The 19796-nt window shown below is 43.4% G+C and carries 17 protein-coding genes; 11 read left to right on the top strand and 6 right to left on the bottom strand.

Going from position 1 to position 19796, the window contains the following annotated elements; all coding sequences use genetic code 11:
* The first annotated feature begins 17 nt into the window (after window positions 1-17).
* The 9 genes from ABDD95_RS18365 to ABDD95_RS18325 all read left to right on the top strand — a co-directional run bounded on the left by ABDD95_RS18365 (window position 18) and on the right by ABDD95_RS18325 (window position 10989).
* Complete coding sequence (locus tag ABDD95_RS18365) at window positions 18-962, top strand: ribose-phosphate pyrophosphokinase (protein ID WP_345948803.1); 945 nt, start codon at window positions 18-20, stop codon at window positions 960-962.
* Between the two features lie 121 nt (window positions 963-1083).
* Window positions 1084-1665, top strand: coding sequence for a 50S ribosomal protein L25/general stress protein Ctc (locus ABDD95_RS18360; RefSeq protein ID WP_345948802.1), 582 nt, complete (start codon window positions 1084-1086; stop codon window positions 1663-1665).
* 241 nt (window positions 1666-1906) lie between these two features.
* Window positions 1907-2467: an aminoacyl-tRNA hydrolase gene (pth, locus tag ABDD95_RS18355; RefSeq protein ID WP_345948801.1), complete on the top strand. Its 561-nt coding sequence runs from the start codon at window positions 1907-1909 to the stop codon at window positions 2465-2467.
* Window positions 2468-2656: 189 nt separating this feature from the next.
* Complete coding sequence (locus tag ABDD95_RS18350) at window positions 2657-5080, top strand: TonB-dependent receptor (RefSeq protein WP_345948800.1); 2424 nt, start codon at window positions 2657-2659, stop codon at window positions 5078-5080.
* Between the two features lie 12 nt (window positions 5081-5092).
* Window positions 5093-5443, top strand: a complete 351-nt coding sequence (locus ABDD95_RS18345; RefSeq protein WP_345948799.1) for a Spx/MgsR family RNA polymerase-binding regulatory protein — start codon at window positions 5093-5095, stop codon at window positions 5441-5443.
* Between the two features lie 91 nt (window positions 5444-5534).
* On the top strand, window positions 5535-7502 hold the full coding sequence (locus ABDD95_RS18340) for a M1 family metallopeptidase (protein WP_345948798.1): 1968 nt from the start codon (window positions 5535-5537) through the stop codon (window positions 7500-7502).
* A 113-nt stretch (window positions 7503-7615) separates the two neighbouring features.
* A complete protein-coding gene (locus ABDD95_RS18335) occupies window positions 7616-8302 on the top strand; it encodes a hypothetical protein (RefSeq protein ID WP_345948797.1) in 687 nt (228 codons plus the stop codon).
* Between the two features lie 124 nt (window positions 8303-8426).
* On the top strand, window positions 8427-9218 hold the full coding sequence (cdaA, locus tag ABDD95_RS18330) for a diadenylate cyclase CdaA (RefSeq protein ID WP_345948796.1): 792 nt from the start codon (window positions 8427-8429) through the stop codon (window positions 9216-9218).
* A gap of 163 nt (window positions 9219-9381) precedes the next feature.
* A complete protein-coding gene (locus ABDD95_RS18325; RefSeq protein ID WP_345948795.1) occupies window positions 9382-10989 on the top strand; it encodes a PAS domain-containing sensor histidine kinase in 1608 nt (535 codons plus the stop codon).
* A 53-nt stretch (window positions 10990-11042) separates the two neighbouring features.
* On the opposite strand, the gene ABDD95_RS18320 is transcribed toward ABDD95_RS18325, so the two are convergent.
* The 3 genes from ABDD95_RS18320 to ABDD95_RS18310 all read right to left on the bottom strand — a co-directional run bounded on the left by ABDD95_RS18320 (window position 11043) and on the right by ABDD95_RS18310 (window position 14597).
* The gene (locus tag ABDD95_RS18320) at window positions 11043-11435 is read right to left on the bottom strand and encodes a hypothetical protein (RefSeq protein WP_345948794.1); all 393 of its coding nucleotides are present in this window, start codon (window positions 11433-11435) and stop codon (window positions 11043-11045) included.
* Between the two features lie 143 nt (window positions 11436-11578).
* Window positions 11579-14071: a M1 family metallopeptidase gene (locus ABDD95_RS18315; protein ID WP_345948793.1), complete on the bottom strand. Its 2493-nt coding sequence runs from the start codon at window positions 14069-14071 to the stop codon at window positions 11579-11581.
* Window positions 14072-14186: 115 nt separating this feature from the next.
* Entirely contained in the window at window positions 14187-14597 is a 411-nt protein-coding gene (locus tag ABDD95_RS18310; protein ID WP_345948792.1) for a BrxA/BrxB family bacilliredoxin, read from the bottom strand.
* 175 nt (window positions 14598-14772) lie between these two features.
* On the opposite strand from ABDD95_RS18310, the gene ABDD95_RS18305 reads away from it, so the two are divergent.
* Window positions 14773-15660, top strand: a complete 888-nt coding sequence (locus ABDD95_RS18305; protein WP_345948791.1) for a M23 family metallopeptidase — start codon at window positions 14773-14775, stop codon at window positions 15658-15660.
* Window positions 15661-15748: 88 nt separating this feature from the next.
* On the opposite strand, the gene ABDD95_RS18300 is transcribed toward ABDD95_RS18305, so the two are convergent.
* The 3 genes from ABDD95_RS18300 to ABDD95_RS18290 all read right to left on the bottom strand — a co-directional run bounded on the left by ABDD95_RS18300 (window position 15749) and on the right by ABDD95_RS18290 (window position 18312).
* Window positions 15749-16525 (bottom strand): OBAP family protein, encoded by a 777-nt coding sequence (locus tag ABDD95_RS18300; RefSeq protein ID WP_345948790.1) that lies wholly within the window; start codon window positions 16523-16525, stop codon window positions 15749-15751.
* Between the two features lie 55 nt (window positions 16526-16580).
* Window positions 16581-17573 carry a hypothetical protein gene (locus ABDD95_RS18295; protein ID WP_345948789.1) on the bottom strand — a complete coding sequence of 331 codons (993 nt, stop codon included), beginning with the start codon at window positions 17571-17573 and terminating at the stop codon, window positions 16581-16583.
* 109 nt (window positions 17574-17682) lie between these two features.
* Window positions 17683-18312: a helix-turn-helix domain-containing protein gene (locus ABDD95_RS18290; RefSeq protein WP_345948788.1), complete on the bottom strand. Its 630-nt coding sequence runs from the start codon at window positions 18310-18312 to the stop codon at window positions 17683-17685.
* A 120-nt stretch (window positions 18313-18432) separates the two neighbouring features.
* Between ABDD95_RS18290 and ahcY the strand changes: the two genes are divergently transcribed.
* On the top strand, window positions 18433-19749 hold the full coding sequence (gene ahcY, locus ABDD95_RS18285; protein ID WP_345948787.1) for an adenosylhomocysteinase: 1317 nt from the start codon (window positions 18433-18435) through the stop codon (window positions 19747-19749).
* Window positions 19750-19796: the final 47 nt, after the last annotated feature.

The following is a 19796-nucleotide window of genomic DNA, read 5'->3' as shown; positions in this document are numbered from 1 at the left end:
ATCCGAATCAAAAGAAGATGCCTTTACAGTTCAATCCGGTTAAGTTGTTTTCGGGCTCAGGGTCAACAGATCTTGCAGCTAAAATTGCCAAGGTTTACGGCCGCGAATTAGGTGATATGACCTTGTCGCGCTTTAGTGATGGCGAGTTTCAGCCATTCATTAACGAGTCGGTACGTGGATGTGATGTGTTTTTCATCCAGAGTACTAATCCACCAACCGATAACCTGATGGAGCTGCTCATGATGATTGACTGCGCCCGCCGTGCGTCAGCCCATTATGTAACTGCTGTAATTCCATATTTTGGTTTGGCGCGTCAGGACCGTAAGGATAAGCCACGTGTGGCCATTGGTGCTAAACTGGTAGCTAACCTGCTTACGGCAGCTGGCGCAAACCGGGTAATGACCATGGATTTACATGCGGCCCAGATACAGGCTTTCTTTGACATACCGGTAGATCACCTGGATGCTTCAATCATATTTGTGCCCTATATTAAAAGTTTGGCTTTGCCTAACTTAACCATAGCCTCGCCTGATATGGGCGGCTCATACCGGGCTCGTACATTTGCCAAGTTTTTTAACGCCGAGGTGGTAATTTGCGATAAACGTCGCAAACGTGCCAACGAGATAGAAAGCATGACCATTATAGGTGATGTAACCGGACAGGACATTGTACTGATTGACGATATATGTGATACAGCCGGTACACTAGCCAAAGCAGCCGGTTTAATTATGGAGCGTGGCGCTAACAGTGTGCGTGCCGTATGTACGCACCCGGTATTATCGGGCAAAGCGTACGAAACTATCGAAAACTCGGCCCTAACAGAGCTGATTGTGACCGATACCATTCCTTTAAAACAGGAGTGCAGTAAAATAAAAGTATTATCAACTGCCGATCTTTTTGGTAAGGCCATTGCTAATGTAAATGAGCATGGTTCAATTAGTCAGTTGTTTAAGATAGATTGATAGTTGTTAGTTCATGGCAGGTAGCCCATGGTTATAAGCTAACAGATATATTATATAAGAACTATGGACCACGGGCTGCCAGCTCTGGTCTTTGTAGAACAAACAATTTAAAAACAAAAAAATGAAATCAATTGCTATTAGCGGTTCTCCAAGAGAGAACGTAGGGAAACGTGATGCTAAGGAACTGCGTTACCAGGGTTTAGTACCTGCTGTTTTATACGGTGGTGCTACTCAAACGCATTTTTCAGTATCCGCAGCTGATTTGAAACCGGTGATTTATACACCAGTTGTTCAATTCATCGACTTAGACGTTGCCGGTACTACCAGCCAAGCTATCATCAAAGACATGCAGTTTCATCCATTAACTGATGAGTTATTGCACGTTGACTTTTTATTACTGGATGAAAGCAAACCGGTAACTATCGAAATTCCTATCCTTTTAACTGGTACTTCGCCAGGTGTTAAAATGGGTGGTAAATTAGTACAAAAATTACGTAAACTGCGTGTTAAAGCTTTACCTAAAGATCACTTAGATTCTATAGAGGTGAGCATTGAAGGTTTAGAAGTAGGTAAATCAGTACGTGTACGCGACATCAGCGTTCCTAACCTGACTATTACTAATACTCCGGAAGATACTATCTTATCTATCACTACTTCACGTGCCCTGCGTCAGGCAGAGCAAGAAGCAGCTAAAGGTAAATAAGCTCTTTAGTAGTTATCAAAGTAAAGAAAAGCCGCCTCACCCATAAAGGGAGGCGGCTTTTCTTTGCTATCCACTATTTAATTAACAACTTCATTTGTTTAACAGGGTTTGTTAGTTTTGCCATAACAAACGTTACTTGGGGTACTAATGAGAAGTGTTGTTCATGAAAACATGTGTATAATAGAAAGTATTTCTTACTGTCGTTCGTGATTAAAGTTAGGTTGGTTAACAAAGCAATAAAATGAAATACCTCATCGTAGGCCTGGGCAATATTGGTCCGGAATATAAAGATACCCGTCATAACATTGGCTTTATGATATTGGATGAACTGGCCAAACAGGAGAGTGCCCAGTTTCATAACATGCGCCTGGCCTATTATACCGAGGTTAGCCACAAAGGCCGTATGCTGCATTTAATTAAACCAACCACCTTTATGAACTTAAGCGGTAAAGCGCTTAGTTATTGGATGCAGCAACTAAAAATACCGGTCGAAAATGTGTTGGTTTTGGTTGATGACCTGGCATTGCCATTAGGCACCCTGCGCCTTAAGCCCAAAGGCAGTGCTGCCGGTCACAATGGATTAAAGCATATTGAACAAGTATTAGGCAATAACAACTATGCCCGTTTACGTTTTGGCATAAGCGATAATTACCCCAAAGGCCGCCAGGTTGACTATGTGCTGAGCGGCTTTGATGAGGATGAAAAACCGGAGCTCCCTGCCCTGATAGACCGCTCTATTGAAATGATAAAAAGCTTTGCCACTGCCGGTACTGAGCTTACCATGACCCGCTACAATAAATAGCAGATAGGTATCATGTGTTAAATTTTAGTTAAATGTTGTTAATTAAAAGTTGTATTTGCGTTAGCTGTATTATTTTGCGAAATAATTAGAATCTGCTGTAACGTTTTGTTATAAAACTGCATCTATTGTGATGTAAGCTGTTTACAACAACAAATTTCAGCGCTGCAACCGACTATTCTTATCGCATTGATGAAAAAACTTTTACTGACCGCCGTATTTTCTTTCTGCCTTTTTGTTTTTGCAACAGCGCAAACTGCAACCGCACCAACTGCAACCATAAAAGGTTCAGTGGTAGACTCTGTAAAAAAGGAACCGCTGAGTTATGTTACCGTAGCCTTGGTAGATATGAACAACCAGCCGGTTAAAAGCACCTTTACTAAGGATGACGGTACGTTTACCATAACAGGTCTCACTATAAAGTCCTACAAACTCGCACTGGTTTATGTGGGCTATAACGGCAAAACCATCAATATTAATAATCTTGATAAAGTAACCGATTTGGGCAAGTTGTTACTAAGCCCATCTACAAGTCAGTTAAAGGAGGTAACCATTACCACTGTTAAGCCATTAATGAAACGCGAGGTAGATCGCATAAGCTACGATGTGCAGGCGGACCCCGAAAATAAGGTAATAACCGTGCTGGACATGATGCGCCGTGTACCGTTGCTATCAGTTGATGCCACAGATAACATTAAGCTGCAAGGTAACACTAACTATAAAATATTAATTAACGGTAAGGAATCGGCCTTAATTGCTCGCAACCCGGCCGATATTTTCAGATCAATGCCGGCCAGCAACATCCAAAAAATTGAAGTAATTACTACGCCGCCGGCCAAGTATGACGCGGAAGGTCTGGCGGGTATCATTAACATTATTACCAAAAAGGATCTTACCCAAGGTTACAACGGTAGCATTAACGGCCGGTACAGCAATTTGTGGGGACCGGGCGCTAATTTAAATTTAACGGTTAAGCAGGGCAAATTTGGTTTGGGGGGCTATGCCGGCTACAACAAGCGCAACAACCTTACAACTGGTTTTAGTAATTTAAATGAAAATTACCAAGCTGGTGGAGCCCTGGCATCATCCCTCAATCAGCAAGGTGCTAATACCAACAGTGGTAACCACACCTATGGCAGTACCGAATTAACTTATGAGGGCGATAGTCTTAATCTCCTTACCGGTACGTTTGAGTATTACCGTGGCAAAAATAATTCGGAACGCGATCTGTTCTCTAACTTCATCAACAACACAACTGCTGCCGAAAATAATTCATACCGCTCCTTAAACACGGCCGATAACGGTTACCGTGGCTTTGGCGCCGGTTTAAATTACCAGTTAGGCTTTAAGCGTAATAAAGATCAGTTGCTTACGGCATCTTACAAGTTCAATTCTTCTAAAAATACCCAGTTCAACGATATTGCGTTTACGCAGCGTATTGGGTTTACTAACCCTAACTACAAGCAGTACAATAATTCGGGTAACAAAGAGCACACCCTGCAATTGGATTACGTACAACCGGCTAAAAAGCTGAACATTGAAGCGGGTGCAAAAGCTATTTTTCGCAATAATTTTAGCGATGCTTATACCGAGAATCAGGTTAACAATGCTGCGTACGTGCTCGATCCTAATCAAAACAATATGTTTGATTATCAGCAAAATGTATATAGCTTGTATAATTCATACCAGTTAAAGTTTGATGAAAAATGGGTAGCTAAAGGTGGTTTGCGCCTGGAGCATACAACGGTTAATGCCAGCGAGGCCCTTAATCAGCGTTATTCAAACCTTATTCCCTCACTTTCCATACAGCGCAGCTTTAAAACCAGCAGTATTAATATTGGCTACACCGATAGGATACAACGCCCTGGTATATGGCAGTTAAATCCATTTATAGACCGCTCCAACACCAACTTTATCCGGGTCGGTAATCCAGATTTGCGCCCGGTGGTTAATCACAGTATTGAGTTAACGTACAGTAACTTCAAAAAAGGATCATTCAATTTTGGTTTAAATTACAAGTTTGCCAACAACACGGTGGAATATATTACTGCGTTTGATCAGGCCAGCGGAACAAGCGTGAGTACCTTTCAAAACGTAGGTAATAACAAGCGCTTAGGGTTCGATTTTAATGCAAACTACCCCATTACTAAAAATCTTAACTTTAATATCAACAGTCAGTTGGTACATGTATGGTTAAGGGGATATGTAAACAGTGTTTTGTTCAATACCAAAGGGTTTCAGGGGCACACCTTTTCGGGCCTCAATTACAAGTTCGACAACGGCTACCGCCTGGGTGCCAACTTTGATTTTGATAGCCGCTACGTAATGCTGCAAGGGCGCGATAACTACTGGTTAGGCTACGCTGCTAGTGCATCAAAAGAATTTTTGGATAAAAAGGCAACCATATCCGTTTATGTAAACACCCCTTTCCAAAAGTTTAGAACTATTGATAATACCATCCGTACGCCAACTTCATATCAGTTAACGCTAAATGATATGTATGCCCGTACGTTTAACATCAGCTTCAATTATAAATTTGGTAAGCTAAGCGGCGAGCTTAAAAAGAACCAGCGTGGTATTAATAACGACGACGTAAGCGGAGGCAGCAGAAATTAATAACTTTGCTGCATGAAAGTATATGGTATTACCAACTGCAACACGGTAAAGAAAGCGCTGGATTGGTTAAAGCAACATCAAATAGATTTTGAGTTTCATGATTTTAAGAAGCTGGGCGTTAGCACCGAAAAGCTGGATGAATGGAATCAACAAGCCGGTTATGATAAATTTTTAAACAAGCAGGGACTTACCTGGAAAGGCTTGGACTCCGAAACAAAAGATAGTGTAAAAGGCGCTGCAGAAGCCCTCCCCTTACTGCAGCAAAAAACCAGTATGATTAAGAGGCCGGTAATTGAGGATAATGGCTTTTTGTACTTTGGCTTCGATGAAAAAGTGTATGAAGATCACTTTCAGGCAAAATAAAATTTGGTAACAATCAGCTTACTAGATTACACGGTAAAGCAATTATTCCTATAATTGCTTTTTAAATTTAACTACAACTATTTTCTTAACGATGAGATACCATCTGATTGCCGGCTTTTCGCTGGCTTTTATGGCTATTACCGGTTTAAGCAAGGCACAGCAACAGCCAGCCGACCCTGCAGCACCGGTTAGCAAATACAGCTATTACGAGGCCTTTAACCCGTTGTTTTATAGCAAAACTGGCAACGATTTCAGAGCTGCCAGCGGCGAGCCCGGAGCCCGTTACTGGCAAAATAAGGCCGATTACCAGTTAGCCGCCCGCCTAAACGACAAAATCAACGAAATTAGCGGAACAGAAATATTAACCTACACCAACAACAGCCCGCAGAAGTTGGGCTTTTTGTGGATGCAGTTGGATCAAAATCTGTTTAAGCAAGATTCACGCGGTAGCGCCATCATTCCTTTAAGCGGTAGCCGTAACGGAACACGTGGCGGTTTTAACGGCGGGTATAACATTAAATCGGTAAAAGTAAATGATGTGGATGCCAAGTATATAATTAATGACACCCGCATGCAAATCTATTTACCTAAAGAGGTTACGCCTAACGGTGGCCAGGTAAAGGTAAAAATTGAATATTCATTCATCACACCCGATTATGGATCAGACCGTAACGGCGTGCAGCAAACCAAAAACGGTAAAATATTTAACGTAGCGCAGTGGTTTCCGCGCATGTGCGTGTTTGATGATGTGCAAGGGTGGAACACCGTACCTTATACCGGTCCGGGCGAGTTTTACCTCGAGTATGGCGATTTTGACTTAGCTATTACTGCACCGGCTAACCACATTGTGTTGGCGTCGGGCGAGTTGCAAAATCCGCAGGAGGTGTATACTCCTGAGCAGCAAAAGCGCTGGGCACAAGCTGCACAGAGTGATAAAACCGTATTGATACGCACCGCTGAGGAGGTTACCAATGCGGCGTCCCGCCCAGCTGGAAAGCAGGAGTTAACCTGGCGATTCAAGATCAAGAATGCACGTGATGCTGCCTTCGGTTCATCAGCTTCATTTATTGTTGATGCTGCCAAAATTAACCTGCCGAGTGGTAAAAAATGTATATCTGTATCAGCCTACCCTGTTGAGAGCGATGGCAACGCTGCCTGGGGCCGTTCAACCGAGTACACTAAAAAATCAATTGAGTTTAACTCACAAAAATGGTTCGAGTACCCTTACCCGGTGGCATCAACCGTAGCGGGTAATGTAGGTGGAATGGAATACCCCGGTATTGTATTTTGTAGCTACCGTAGTCGTGGTGCTGGCCTGTGGGGCGTAAACGACCACGAATTTGGCCATACCTGGTTCCCAATGATTGTAGGTTCTAATGAGCGTTTATACGGCTGGATGGATGAAGGCTTCAATACGTTCATCAATACCCTATCAACCGATGCTTTTAACAACGGCGAGTACAAAGAACGCCCGGTAGATATGCACCGTGTTGGTATAGCCTACACCCGTCCCGAAGTTGAACCCGTAATGACAACGCCTGCCGGTTTAAAGGAACGTAACACAGGTTTATTATTATACAACAAACCTGGTATAGGTTTAACCATGTTACGCGAACAGATCTTAGGTCCGGAACGTTTTGATTTTGCCTTTAGGACTTACATAGAACGCTGGGCATTCAAACACCCAACCCCTGATGACTTTTTCCGTACAATGGAAAATGCAGGTGGCGAGAGTCTGCAATGGTTCTGGCGTGGCTGGTTCATCAACAACTGGCGCCTTGATGTGGCCGTGCGTGATGTGAAATACGTAGATAATGATGCCAGCAAAGGTGCTTTAATTACGTTGGATAATCTGGAAAAAATGGCTATGCCGGTTATACTGGAAATAAAACAAAAAGGCGGTAAGGTTGACCGTATTAAGCTGCCTGTTGAGATATGGGAGCGTAACACCAGCTGGACGTTTAAATACCCGTCAATAGCCGAAATTGAATCGGTGACGTACGACCCCGATAAAGTACTGCCCGATTATAACGAGGCTAATAACGTTTTCAAAAAATAACGAAAAAGACCCGGCAATTTGGCCGGGTTTTTTTTATGCTTAACTTTAACGCTTTATAACCAAACCAAGCCGCTGCAATGCGGTTATTTATCATATAAACAGATACAGGCTACATGATGAAACTAAGATACTACCTGATACTTTGCATAAGCCTGATAAGCTTAACCGTAAAAGCACAACAAAACGCCGTACGCGGGCAGGTGATTGAAGCTGGCACCAACAACAGGCTGGCCGATGTGCTGGTGCGCAATACCAATAACAACCAGGTTGCTCTAACTACCGCAAACGGCACTTTTGATATCAGGGCGGTGTTGGGAAATATATTAATATTTTCATCACCCGGCTATGTTTCAGATACCTTGTACCTGGCCGATTTGCGTTATAAAAGCATTACCATGACCCCACTGGGTATTGCCTTGCGCGAGGTGAATGTACGCGGTCAGCGTTTTGATCCAAGGGCTGAATATCCACAGGTATATCAAAAAAGTAAAGTGTATGTTCTGTCGCCTACTACCTGGTTTGGTAAGGAAGCCAAGGATGCGCGCCGGTTAAAACGCTACTTTGAGCATGAGGAAAAAGAACGCCGTATCGACTCTGTATTTACAAAAGTATACGTAGGCAGCATTGTGCCGCTAAAGGGCCGCGACCTTGAGATATTTATGAATTTGTATAGGCCAACCTATGAGTTTGTGCGTAGCAACGCCGCCGAATCAATGGCTGTTTACATAAACGATTCGTACAAAAAATGGCTGGCATTACCACCCGAAAAACGCACCGTGCCCAAGTTAAGTGCGCAATAAAATGTTTGTGAGTTGAAGGTTTTTTGCCGCAACATCGTTTGTTGAAAAACATATCATGGACATTTGATATCCGGGATCTGTAACCTGCAACTAAAATACTTACCGAAATTACCTAACTTCGTTCATGCAGTCCATCGACTTTAACCTGTTTAGGTTTAACCTGTTCGATATTTTAGATGTTTTACTGGTTGCCTTTCTGATTTACCAGCTGTATAACCTTATACGAGGTACCATTGCAGCTAATATTTTTATTGGCTTTGCCATGATCTGCCTGCTCTACTTTGTGGTAAGGGCGTTAAATATGCGTTTGCTTACCGGTATACTGGGCAATTTCATGAACGTGGGCATTATTGCTGCCATTGTTGTTTTCCAGCAGGAGATAAGGAGGTTTTTGCTATTGGTAGGCCGTAACGCATCCCTGCAACGCAACCGGGCCTGGTGGAAGTATTTTTTGGGAAAATCTGACGTAGAGAAAGACAATTACAAGCGCATAAAACCTATTATTGATGCCTGCAAAAGTATGAAGCAAACCCGCACCGGGGCATTAATTGTGTTTGTAAAGGATTATGACGAGCAGATTTACCAAACCAGCTGCGAAATGATGGATGCCCGCATATCCAAGCGGCTCATTGAAAGCATTTTTCAAAAGAATGGCCCTTTGCACGATGGGGCCGTTATCATTTCGGGTAACAAAATTAAATCGGCAAGTTGTATTCTACCGCTTACTGATAATACGGATTTGCCTTCGCAATTTGGTTTGCGCCACCGCGCCGGTATAGGTGTTACGGAGGCTAATGAGGCCACAGCCATCATTGTATCAGAAGAAACCGGAGAGATATCCTACGCTAAGCAGGGCAGGGTAAAAATGAACATTAGTTTTGCCGAACTTGAGAAGCTGCTGAATAAAGACTTTTAGCATTTATTTTTCAATATTGCGTTATAACGTACAGCGTTTCTAGAGTAGATAATCAAGTTACGAAGTAATTTCTTAAATTGATCTTATGCCCGTAATGTAACTGTTGCGACAATAGATTACCTTTGAAGTTACTTATCGTAATAATAAATAACACCAATATATAATGTCTTTACCCGAATTCAACGAGCAAGTGGCAGAGCTTGAAAAGCTAAGGCAGGAAGTTGCCCGTTTAAAAGAAGAAAAGGAGAGACTTGCACTCGAAACTGCGGTACACAAGGCAATTCTGGAAACGAATGCCGATACGCTGTTGTCTGGTTTAGAACAATTTAAGCTTATTGCCGACAATGTGCCTGCACAAGTATGGACGGCCGATGCTGAAGGTAGCGTTGATTATTACAACAAACGTTATTTTGAATATAGCGGTTTAACCTCAGAAGAATCAATAGGATGGGGGTGGCAGCCTATGCTGCATCCGGATGATTTGCAACGTACTATTGAAAATTGGACCAGGTCGGTCAAAAAAGGCGCGCCTTACGAAATTCAATATCGCTTCAAGCGAGCTTCTGATGGTGCTTTCCGCTGGCACCTGGGTAAGGCCATACCTCTAAAAGACAGTAATGGCAAGGTGATTAAATGGTTTGGTACCAACATGGATATCCATGAGCAAAAGGTGGCCGAAAAGCAAAAGGATGAGTTTTTGAGTATTGCCAGCCATGAATTAAAAACGCCGCTTACCTCTGTTAAGGCATTTTTGCAACTGGGCCAAAAAATGATTGCGCCTGATACAAAGGCTTACAGTTTTGTGAGTAAAGCCTCTTCTCAGCTCATCCGGTTAGAAAGCCTGATATCAGACCTTTTGGATGTATCTAAGATTAACGCTGGCAAAATGGTTTATAACCTGGAGCCGTTTGAGTTTGGTGCCGCCTTGCGCGAAGCTGTAGAAAGCGTGCAGCAGGCTAACGAAAAGCACCAGATCATTATTGAGCATAATGATGACGTAGTATACAATGGTGATAGGCTGCGGATAGAACAGGTTATCAACAACTTTTTGGTAAATGCCATAAAATACTCGCCTGATGCTGACAAGATAGTTGTCCGTTCAGAAGTTCAGCAAAATAACATTGTTGTATCCGTGCAGGATTTCGGGATAGGTATCGCGGCTGAAAACCTCACCAGGCTTTTTGATCGTTATTACCGGGTAGATAATACCTCCATGCGCTTTCAAGGACTTGGATTAGGAATATTTATATCTTCAGAAATTATTAAACGGCATAATGGCAGTTTCTGGATTGAGAGTGAGCCGGGCAAAGGTTCAACCTTTTTCTTCCTGCTTCCCATTAGTGGTAAGCATGAACTGATCGATTTGGAGACAGATAACCAAACATTTTACAAGGGTAACTTTATTGAAATGAAGTATGTGCCCGAACAGCAGTGGCTGGATGTAAACTGGCTGGGCTATCAAAACCTCGAGTCGGTGCAGAAAGGCTGCATGATTATGCTTGATCTGCTCCAAAAGAACAACTGTTCAAAAGTGTTGAATGACAATACCCATGTAGTAGGAAATTGGTCAGAAGCGGCAGACTGGGGCGGCGAATACTGGTTTCCGGCTATGCAGGATGCTGGCCTGAAGCATTTTGCCTGGATATACTCCCTCAGCACTTTCAGCCGCATGTCTGCCCATAAAAGCATTGATATCACTATGGGCAAAGTAACCGCACAATTTTTTACCGAAATTGAAGAAGCCAGGAGATGGCTTAGTGAGGCGGATTAAACATTATTGAGTTGGCCATGCTAAAAAGGCTTCGGCATTGCATAAATGATCTTTTATGGCTTGGCAACTTCCGTTTTAGTCGGGTTTGCGATGGTAATACGTTTTACCAGCATAGTGTAGCGTGTATTCGGATCGCCAAGCTTTGCTATTGGCATACTGTCACTACGCGCGGCACCACGGCCGGCTACAGGCATGGTGCTGTAAACAATACTGCCATAACGCTTATCTAACTTGGCAGCAATAACCGCATCAGATGGTGTTTCCCGAAGATATTTTAACAGGTCAGTTGCTTTAGGCTGTAACCCTCTCAGCGCTGCCACACTTGTGTCCGCTTCAGGCTTTAAGCCCTCATTGCTGCCAGTGCTAGGTAGGGTACGGTTAGATTGGGCTTTAACCGTAAGTGCACAGGCAAGAACAAGCAGGCTTAACATCAATATCTTTTTCATAAAGCAGTTGGTTTAATGCAAGTTAAACAACAGGTTGTAACCGTACAAACTATTTAACATATTTAACAACTAATGGGGTTGATTGCTTGCATGTTAACAAAAAAAGGCTGCCTATTTAGGCAGCCTTTTACAAGTAAATGCTTTTATTGGAGTTGCTTAATAGCCGCATCTACAGCTTTTGCCGAAGCCTCGTCGTTTAATTTTGTACGTTGTGCCTTGATGTTTTCCAGCAAGGTAATAAGCGTTGGTGCAACGCCATATTGTTTATAACGTACGCCAACAGCTCTGATTTGCTCAATGCCTTCTTGTGCGTATTGTGAGCTTTGCAAGCGGCCAACATAAGCAGCATAGCTGCGCATTACAGTAAACTGACCTTGTGCTTCGGCTTCTTGAAACTTACGGTTTACATAAGGCCACTCGGCATCGGTACCATTGGCGGCATAAATGCCCAGAATGGTTTGGGCTAACTCGCCTTCGCTATCTTTCTCCAATGTTTTAGCGGTAGCTAAGCTGGCCGCCGGATCAATTTGGCCTAAGCCACTCAGTGCAGCAGCCTGTACAGCGTATGATTGGCTGCTTAGCGCTTGTTTAAACAAATTGCTATTTCCGGAAGCTTTTAGGGATGCTAAAGCATTCAGCGCGGCAGCTTTAACCAGATTGTTTTTATCGGTTTGTGCTAAGGATATCAGTACCGGCTGCGCCGCATTGCGCAAATCATCATTGGTTAACTTCAGTGCTTTAATGGCTTTAATCTGGATGCCGTAATATTTGTCTTTTAATGCGGCAATTAAAATTTTGCGTGCATCGGCATTTTCAGGAGCTTGCGCTTCGGCGTAAGCTACGGCCTCATAACGGTCAAGATAAAGCGGTGCGTTGTTGTATTGGTATACAAACTCGGCAGCGGTTTTATTATCTGTTTTACGAACCAGCAATGCTTTATCGCCATCAACGTTAACCAGCTCTGGCTTGGCGGCCAGTTTAAAGGTTAAGGTATCGGCCTTGTTGCGCATCCATACCATGTGGCGCTCTTTTTTGCCGCCTACATAAATATCAACTGCCATAGGCAATACAAACGCGTTGCCGGTTTGGGTTTGCTGTAAGTAAATACTTTGCGTTTTAGTGGCCGCGTCCCAATTATAATTAATATTCAGGATAGGATGCCCCGAATTGTAATACCATTGGTTAAAGAACCAGTTCAGGTCTTTACCGCTGGCTTCCTCTAAAGCCAAGCGTAATTGTTGCGCCTCGCCGTTTTTAAGACCGTTGGTTTTCAGGTAAATGTTTAAGCCTTTGTAAAAAGCCTCGTTACCTAAGTAGTTACGGAGCATGTAAAGTATAGCGCCACCTTTTTGGTAGGTAACTACATCAAATACATCTTCTTTATCATTGTAGTGAAAACGTAATAGGTTTTTAGCAGCAGCATCGGCCGAACCAAGGTATTGTCTTCTGTCGCCGGCAATGTGGGCATCACCTTCGTCTTTGCCATATTTGTGTTCAGCCCAAAGGGTTTCGCTAAAATCGGCAAATGATTCGTTTACGGTTAAGTTGCTCCAGCTTTCAGCAGTTACGTAATCGCCAAACCACTGGTGAAACAGCTCATGCACTACGGTGCTTTCGCCCTGGCTGGTGTTGTAATAGCGGTCCAAAAACTGGCGTGGAGTACCTTGAACATACTCACCATGCAGGGTTGCTGTAGTGTTTTCCATGGCACCGCTCACATAATCGCGCACTACAATTTGTGCGTACTTGTTCCACGGGTAATCCACACCTAAAGTTTTGGAGTAAAACTCCATTGCCTCCGGCGTGTAGCCAAATATTGTTTTGGCATACGGCGCATATTTAGGTTCCAGGTAATAATTCACCTCTTTACCGCGCCAGGTATCCTTGTAAATTTTAAAGTTACCCACGGCCATCATAAACAAGTAAGGCGAGTGCGGTAAGTCCATTTTCCAGTAATCGGTACGGGTACCGTTGCCGTTGTTTTTTTGCGACACCAGTTTGCCGTTGGAAAGCGTTACGTACTTTGATGGTACGGTCATGTAAATCTCCTCGGTAGTTTTCTGATTGGGCTTATCAATAGTAGGGAACCATGCCGATGAGCTTTCGGTTTCACCCTGTGTCCATACCTGAACAGGCTTGTTCTTTGAAGCGCTATCGGGGTTGATAAAGTACAAACCTTTAGCATCGCTGATTGCCGCGCTGCCTTGAGCTTTCAATTCGTCAGGCTTTGAGGTATAATCGATGTAAATAGTATAGTTCTCACTGTTGCGATAAACTTTATCGAGCTTAATGGCCAGCGAAAGGCTGTCGTAAGTAAACTTTAACGGCGTGTTTTTGCCCGCTTTTACTACGGCCACCGTTTTAATATCCATGCCTTTTGCATCCAGGCGCAGGCTGTCGGTGGGGTATTGGTGTGGCTTTAATGTAACCCATTCTTTGCCGTACAGGTAGCGTTTTTTGTAATCGAAACGAACATCGAGCTTGGTATGCACCAGGTCGTTAATTTTTTCGGTTGTAGCCCGGTAGATCTTAAAATTGGGGTTTTCGGGCGCAGGTGCTTGTTGCGCTGATGAAGATAGCGTAGCGGCACTTAGTAACAAAGTGCTTAACAAAGCTATGCGAGAATTTTTACTCATACTTATTGATGGTGTTTAAAGCACGAATTTATATTATTTTACTTATAAGATATAAACAAAAAATCCGGCCCATTTGGGAGCCGGATTTTTATTATCATATTACTTAAGTATTTGCTTAGCAATACTGATCAAAAGCGTCCATCAGGTTATCGGCAATCATTTGTGCCGGGCGTCCTTCTATTTGGTGGCGTTCAATCATATGCACTAGTTTGCCGTCTTTAAACAAAGCCATAGCTGGCGATGATGGCGGATAAGGCAGCATGTAACGGCGAGCCTCATCAACAGCATCTTTTTCCATACCGGCAAATACAGTCACCAGTTTATCGGGGTGTTTGGTGTGTTGTGCAGCCATTTTAGCAGCAGGACGAGCCATGCCAGCGGCGCAACCGCAAACCGAGTTTACCATTACAAATACAGTGCCTTCGCTTTCCACTGCATTTTTAACTTCTTGCGCGTCTTTTAATTCTACAAAGCCGGCGTTAGTCAAATCAGCCCGCATAGGAGCCACTAAATATTCTGGATACATGGTTGTGTTTTAATTTATTAATTACAAAAATACCAAAACGGCTTTTAAAATTGCTAAACTGTTAAAATATTAACACTTAGCTGACGTTTACCCTGTAACATTTGGGTTGCGTGGCACCGTATAAAAGCGTGCAGCAAGCTTTTGTTGCCCCCCTGATTATAAAATAGATTATTGCATGAACTTAAAACAAGCAGATTTAGGTAGAGAAAGTGTTGTTGGAGCGCGTCAGCTTCGTGGTCGTACATTGCAAATCAGAGCCGCTTATATAAACCGTTTAAAGGCCTTAACCGCCGTTGCCTTTTTATTAATTGTAGTATTGCTGGTAACGGTGTTTCAGCTAAACAAGCGCCATGACATACAGGCTGCTGAGAATAACCGGTTAAACGCACAAGTTGCACAACTGCAGGGCCAAATAAGCGATGAAGCAGCCAAAATGGAACTGGTTGCGGCCCAAAGCGACAGCACCAGCAGCAAAGCCTTAACCTATATTGAAGGCATACAAGCCAAGTTAGGTAAGATTAATACTTACCTGAATAAGCGTGGCCTGCATGGCATATCTTTTAAAGCGGCTAAAGCCGTTAAAAAAACAGATAAAAAGAATGGTTATGTAGATTTGTATAAAAAGTATAACCGCTACCTGGATAAAATGGTTGATAACATAGCCATGATGCCTATGGGCTACCCTCGTGTAAGCGACTTTACTTCGTACTTTGGCTATCGCAGCAACCCTTTTAATTTTGGCCGCAATGAATTTCACCCGGGGCTTGATTTTAAAGGACGTATGGGCGAGCCGGTTAAAAGTACGGCCAGCGGTAAGGTTGTGTTTGCCGGTCGTGCTGGTGGTTACGGCAACTGCGTACGCATACGTCATACCGATGGTATTGAAACCTGGTACGGTCACCTATCGCGCATGTTAGTTAGAGAAGGACAAAAGGTTAATGTTGGTCAGCTGATTGGCAAAGTAGGTTCAACAGGCCGTTCAACTGGTCCGCACCTTCATTATGAAGTGCGTCGTAACGGCAAGGCAGTTAATCCTAAACAATATTTAAGCTTAAACGAATAAAATATAGCGGAGCGGGTTGCATTACTAGCCTGCTCTTTCATTTCTGGAAGCCACTATTCACAATAGTCTTTCTTTCCGGTTACTCTTCTCAATGCTGCGGCATTCCTTGGTGTTTCTTTATGGCACTGTCGGCATTGGCCGATATAGTGAACTGCCTGATCTCGCCTTTTTCCCAGGCATTGGCCATTGGGTCAACTTTGGGCATGAGTATATCTTCGCGGCTTTTTCGCTTCTCGGCCATTGATACGTTGAAGCGTTTGTCTCTTGCGGCTACAAGTTCAGGCTTTAGCTGGCCATCTTTTGTAAAGCCCATCATAATCATGGGCGAGCCTACAGGTAAAGAGCGTTGCTGGTCGGTATGCCAGGTATGTATGGTTTTGCCGTAGGTTGATACCAGCTTTTCCATCAGTTCATGCTCTGCAAGTTCAGGCAAGCCCGGTGCAATTAATTCGCCCGATTTTACCTCGTAGTGGTGCGAGTGCCAAAGCTTCTTTTCTTCTGCATCTAAGGTTTTAAACAGCCGTTCAGATATTATATATTCAATGCCCATAATCTTGGCATCATCGCCATTGCCATCAAAAATTATGGCCTGGTGCATATCTTCATTGAGTTGAGATACATAATGATGCGCTTCCATCTGAGCTTTAGGGTTGCCATTGTAAAAGTGGAAACCATCCAGGTAAGCGTTAAACTTTTTCAAGGGCGACTTGCTTTGTATGAGATCGGCGCCGGCCTCCAGGGTCTTGCTCGTGGCGTCCTTTTCGGTACCTGGTGTGCCCACGTTTGAGGGTGTGTTGTTTCCGCCACATGCCGAAAGCAGAGCAACCGTAAAAACTACAGAAAGTAAGTAAGCGTTTTTCATCATCAGATGTATGAAGTTTGGTTTAAATAACTTCTATACCTCTAAAAATGTTTAACTATTAGTTAGTTGATGTAGTGATGCCGAATTGCTTGTTACGGGCATCTATTACCAGAATATGGTTAATGAAAAGCTTATTACCTGTCATGCCGCCCATACCCATTTTCATCATCTGGTCAATCTGGCTGTTACTAACGCCGTCCATATAAGTAACCCTTTTAATCGGAAGCTTTTGGCTGGCTATTATAATACTATCGCCGGTGGTATAAATGTTGGCTGTAAGCATGCTGTTCCATGATTTTACCTGCTGTTGAACCGGTTTGGCATCAGCGGTAGCTAAAGCCAGGGCCGTGGCCTTGTTGGTTAAAAGCTCGTATGCGCTGGAGCCGGTATCAAAATAAAGCATTACGCGTTTTTTATGAATTTCTACCGGCAGCAAAATACTATTGCTTACCAGCATAAATTTACTTAAAGTTAGTTTGGCTTTTAACTGGTTGGGTATCTCGCTTGTTAGCCAGATCTTTTTGCCGGGATAATTAAAAACAATAGTTCTGTTCTCTATAAAATCTGTACCAATGGTACCTATAACATTTATACTGTTCTTGTTTTTCCAGTCTATAGTTTTACCACTATATTTTTTAAGTACTATCTCTTTAGCCAGTATATTTTTACCCGCGATAGTAATTTGCTGATTAATCAGTTTTTGGGTAGAATCTTCTTTTGCAACACTGGCAGGGTACTTTGTTTTGATGGCGCTTATCCTTTCGGCGTAAAGAATGCTTTGAGGTACTCCGGTGTCAAACTGCATGTAAAACTGCTTGGGGCAATTGGGTAATTTAACTGGAATGAGTAACGCTGCATGGGCTTCAAACTGGTTGTTTAAGGCATTGGTTTCCCATATAAAATCTGTTTTAAAATCATTAGCCGGTAAAACCAGTTGACTGGGGGTAGCCGGTGGCATCATTTGCGCCTGTGCAGATGAGATGCCTGCATAAGTACTGATTGTTAAAGCGGTAAAAAGTAGTTTGCGAAAGGTGAATAGCGAGTGTGTCATTTACATTTGGTTTGTTGTTCCAAAGGTATATCTGTCCTCCTTGCCAAACGCCCGACATTAGCCCGACGTTCGCCTGAAGTTAACGTCACAAAGGGTTGGAAAAACGCCGTTACTCGCTCAAAAAACGCTTATTGATCTGGGTGAAGCTTTTTAAAATGAGAAAGGGATTGATGAAATACATTAAAAAAAATACGAGCAGGTAATTAGCCGGATATTGATTTTTAAGGTATGCAGCCTGCATAAAGTTATACCCCAGTGTAAGCAAAAATGCCGCCACTGTTGCAATAACCCAGTACACCTGATTTTGGATCACGTTCCGCGCAAAACGCAGAACAGCCGGGTCTTGTTCGTGCCGCCTCCTTAGCAGATAAGAAGGGATCAGGAAATGTACGTAGGGCACAAGCAAATAACTGAAACACGACAAGCAAAGCAACCTTAAAAAGTTTACCTTGTCTTCATTAGATGCCATCTTTACCGACAGGTCTTCGGAAACTTCTGTTTGATTGGAAACGGCTCCCGGCTCCGGAGCAACTACTATTTCTTCGCCCATAGAATTCAACTCATCAAAAGGGATGTGAAGTGCCGCAGCAATCAGTTTCAGCGTAAATTTACGCGGTATGCTCTCGCCGCTTTCTATGCGCTGTATGGTTCTGGCCGTAACGTTGGCCTGGTTCGCTAACTCCTCCTGGGTAAGTCCCATTTGGTGTCTGGCCAAAGCAATTTTTTGATGGAGATTCATGTGCGGCTGTAAAGTTAAGATATTAAAACATTTACAGAAGTGTATGTCTGTACCAACGTGTGCGTACGGGCTTGTTTAACACGGGGTTATTACCTACTTTTGTATTCAAATTAAAAAAGTATGTCATCAGTAGAAACCACCTACGTTAAATACAAAGTAAAAGACTTATCGCTGGCCGAGTGGGGCCGCAAAGAAATAGAACTGGCCGAGGCCGAAATGCCTGGTTTAATGGCTTTGCGTGCCGAGTTTGGTGCATCAAAACCTTTGGCAGGCGCCCGTATTGCAGGCTGTTTGCACATGACCATTCAAACCGCCGTGTTAATTGAAACACTGGTTGAGTTGGGTGCCGAAGTTACCTGGTCATCATGTAACATCTTCTCAACGCAAGACCACGCCGCCGCTGCCATTGCTGCTGCCGGTATTTCGGTTTACGCCTGGAAAGGTTTAACCGAAGAAGAGTTTAACTGGTGTATTGAGCAAACCTTGTTCTTTGGCGAAGATCGCCAACCGTTAAACATGATTTTGGATGATGGCGGTGATTTAACCAACATGGTATTAGATCAATATCCTGAACTGATTTCGGCTATTAAAGGTCTATCTGAAGAAACTACTACCGGCGTACACCGTTTGTACGAGCGCGTTAAAAATGGTACCCTGCCTATGCCGGCTATCAACGTTAACGACTCGGTAACCAAATCTAAATTCGATAACAAATACGGCTGCCGCGAATCACTGGTTGACGCTATCCGCCGTGCTACCGATGTAATGATGGCTGGTAAAGTAGCCGTAGTTTGCGGTTATGGCGATGTGGGAAAAGGTTCGGCCGATTCTCTGCGTAACGCTGGTGTACGTGTTATTGTAACCGAAATTGACCCTATATGTGCGCTACAGGCCGCTATGGAAGGCTTTGAAGTAAAAAAACTTGCAACTGCTATTGCTGAGGCCGATATTGTGGTAACCGCTACAGGTAACTGCAACATTGTACGCGAAGAACACTTCCGTGCCCTTAAGGATAAAGCCATTGTGTGTAACATTGGCCACTTTGATAACGAGATTGATATGGCCTGGTTAAACGGCACTTATGGCAATACCAAAATTGAAATTAAACCACAGGTAGATAAATATGCCATTGAAGGCAAAGACGTAATTGTACTGGCCGAAGGCCGTTTGGTTAACTTAGGTTGCGCAACCGGTCACCCAAGCTTTGTAATGTCAAACTCGTTTACTAACCAAACCCTGGCCCAATTAGAGCTATGGACTAACGGTAGCGCTTACGAGAATAAAGTATACACCCTGCCTAAACACCTTGATGAAAAAGTTGCCCGTTTACACCTGGCTAAAATTGGTGTAGAGCTGGAAGTGCTTGATCAATCACAAGCCGACTATATTGGCGTGGCTGTTGAAGGTCCGTTTAAACCGGAGTACTACAGATATTAATATCGGGTATTTAATATAAAAACTAAGGCATGACTGAGTAGGTCATG

The sequence above is a fragment of the Mucilaginibacter sp. PAMB04274 genome, assembly GCF_039634385.2.
In the GTDB taxonomy this organism is placed as follows: domain Bacteria; phylum Bacteroidota; class Bacteroidia; order Sphingobacteriales; family Sphingobacteriaceae; genus Mucilaginibacter.
This window is presented reverse-complemented; position numbering and strand designations above follow the sequence as displayed.

Excerpts from the sequence above, each read along its gene's own strand:
- ABDD95_RS18365 (WP_345948803.1), top strand. The coding sequence starts at position 18 with ATGCCTTTACAGTTCAATCCGGTTAAGTTGTTTTCGGGCTCAGGGTCA.
- ABDD95_RS18360 (WP_345948802.1), top strand. The coding sequence starts at position 1,084 with ATGAAATCAATTGCTATTAGCGGTTCTCCAAGAGAGAACGTAGGGAAA.
- pth (WP_345948801.1), top strand. The coding sequence starts at position 1,907 with ATGAAATACCTCATCGTAGGCCTGGGCAATATTGGTCCGGAATATAAA.
- ABDD95_RS18350 (WP_345948800.1), top strand. The coding sequence starts at position 2,657 with ATGAAAAAACTTTTACTGACCGCCGTATTTTCTTTCTGCCTTTTTGTT.
- ABDD95_RS18345 (WP_345948799.1), top strand. The coding sequence starts at position 5,093 with ATGAAAGTATATGGTATTACCAACTGCAACACGGTAAAGAAAGCGCTG.
- ABDD95_RS18340 (WP_345948798.1), top strand. The coding sequence starts at position 5,535 with ATGAGATACCATCTGATTGCCGGCTTTTCGCTGGCTTTTATGGCTATT.
- ABDD95_RS18335 (WP_345948797.1), top strand. The coding sequence starts at position 7,616 with ATGATGAAACTAAGATACTACCTGATACTTTGCATAAGCCTGATAAGC.
- cdaA (WP_345948796.1), top strand. The coding sequence starts at position 8,427 with ATGCAGTCCATCGACTTTAACCTGTTTAGGTTTAACCTGTTCGATATT.
- ABDD95_RS18325 (WP_345948795.1), top strand. The coding sequence starts at position 9,382 with ATGTCTTTACCCGAATTCAACGAGCAAGTGGCAGAGCTTGAAAAGCTA.
- ABDD95_RS18320 (WP_345948794.1), bottom strand. The coding sequence starts at position 11,435 with ATGAAAAAGATATTGATGTTAAGCCTGCTTGTTCTTGCCTGTGCACTT.
- ABDD95_RS18315 (WP_345948793.1), bottom strand. The coding sequence starts at position 14,071 with ATGAGTAAAAATTCTCGCATAGCTTTGTTAAGCACTTTGTTACTAAGT.
- ABDD95_RS18310 (WP_345948792.1), bottom strand. The coding sequence starts at position 14,597 with ATGTATCCAGAATATTTAGTGGCTCCTATGCGGGCTGATTTGACTAAC.
- ABDD95_RS18305 (WP_345948791.1), top strand. The coding sequence starts at position 14,773 with ATGAACTTAAAACAAGCAGATTTAGGTAGAGAAAGTGTTGTTGGAGCG.
- ABDD95_RS18300 (WP_345948790.1), bottom strand. The coding sequence starts at position 16,525 with ATGATGAAAAACGCTTACTTACTTTCTGTAGTTTTTACGGTTGCTCTG.
- ABDD95_RS18295 (WP_345948789.1), bottom strand. The coding sequence starts at position 17,573 with ATGACACACTCGCTATTCACCTTTCGCAAACTACTTTTTACCGCTTTA.
- ABDD95_RS18290 (WP_345948788.1), bottom strand. The coding sequence starts at position 18,312 with ATGAATCTCCATCAAAAAATTGCTTTGGCCAGACACCAAATGGGACTT.
- ahcY (WP_345948787.1), top strand. The coding sequence starts at position 18,433 with ATGTCATCAGTAGAAACCACCTACGTTAAATACAAAGTAAAAGACTTA.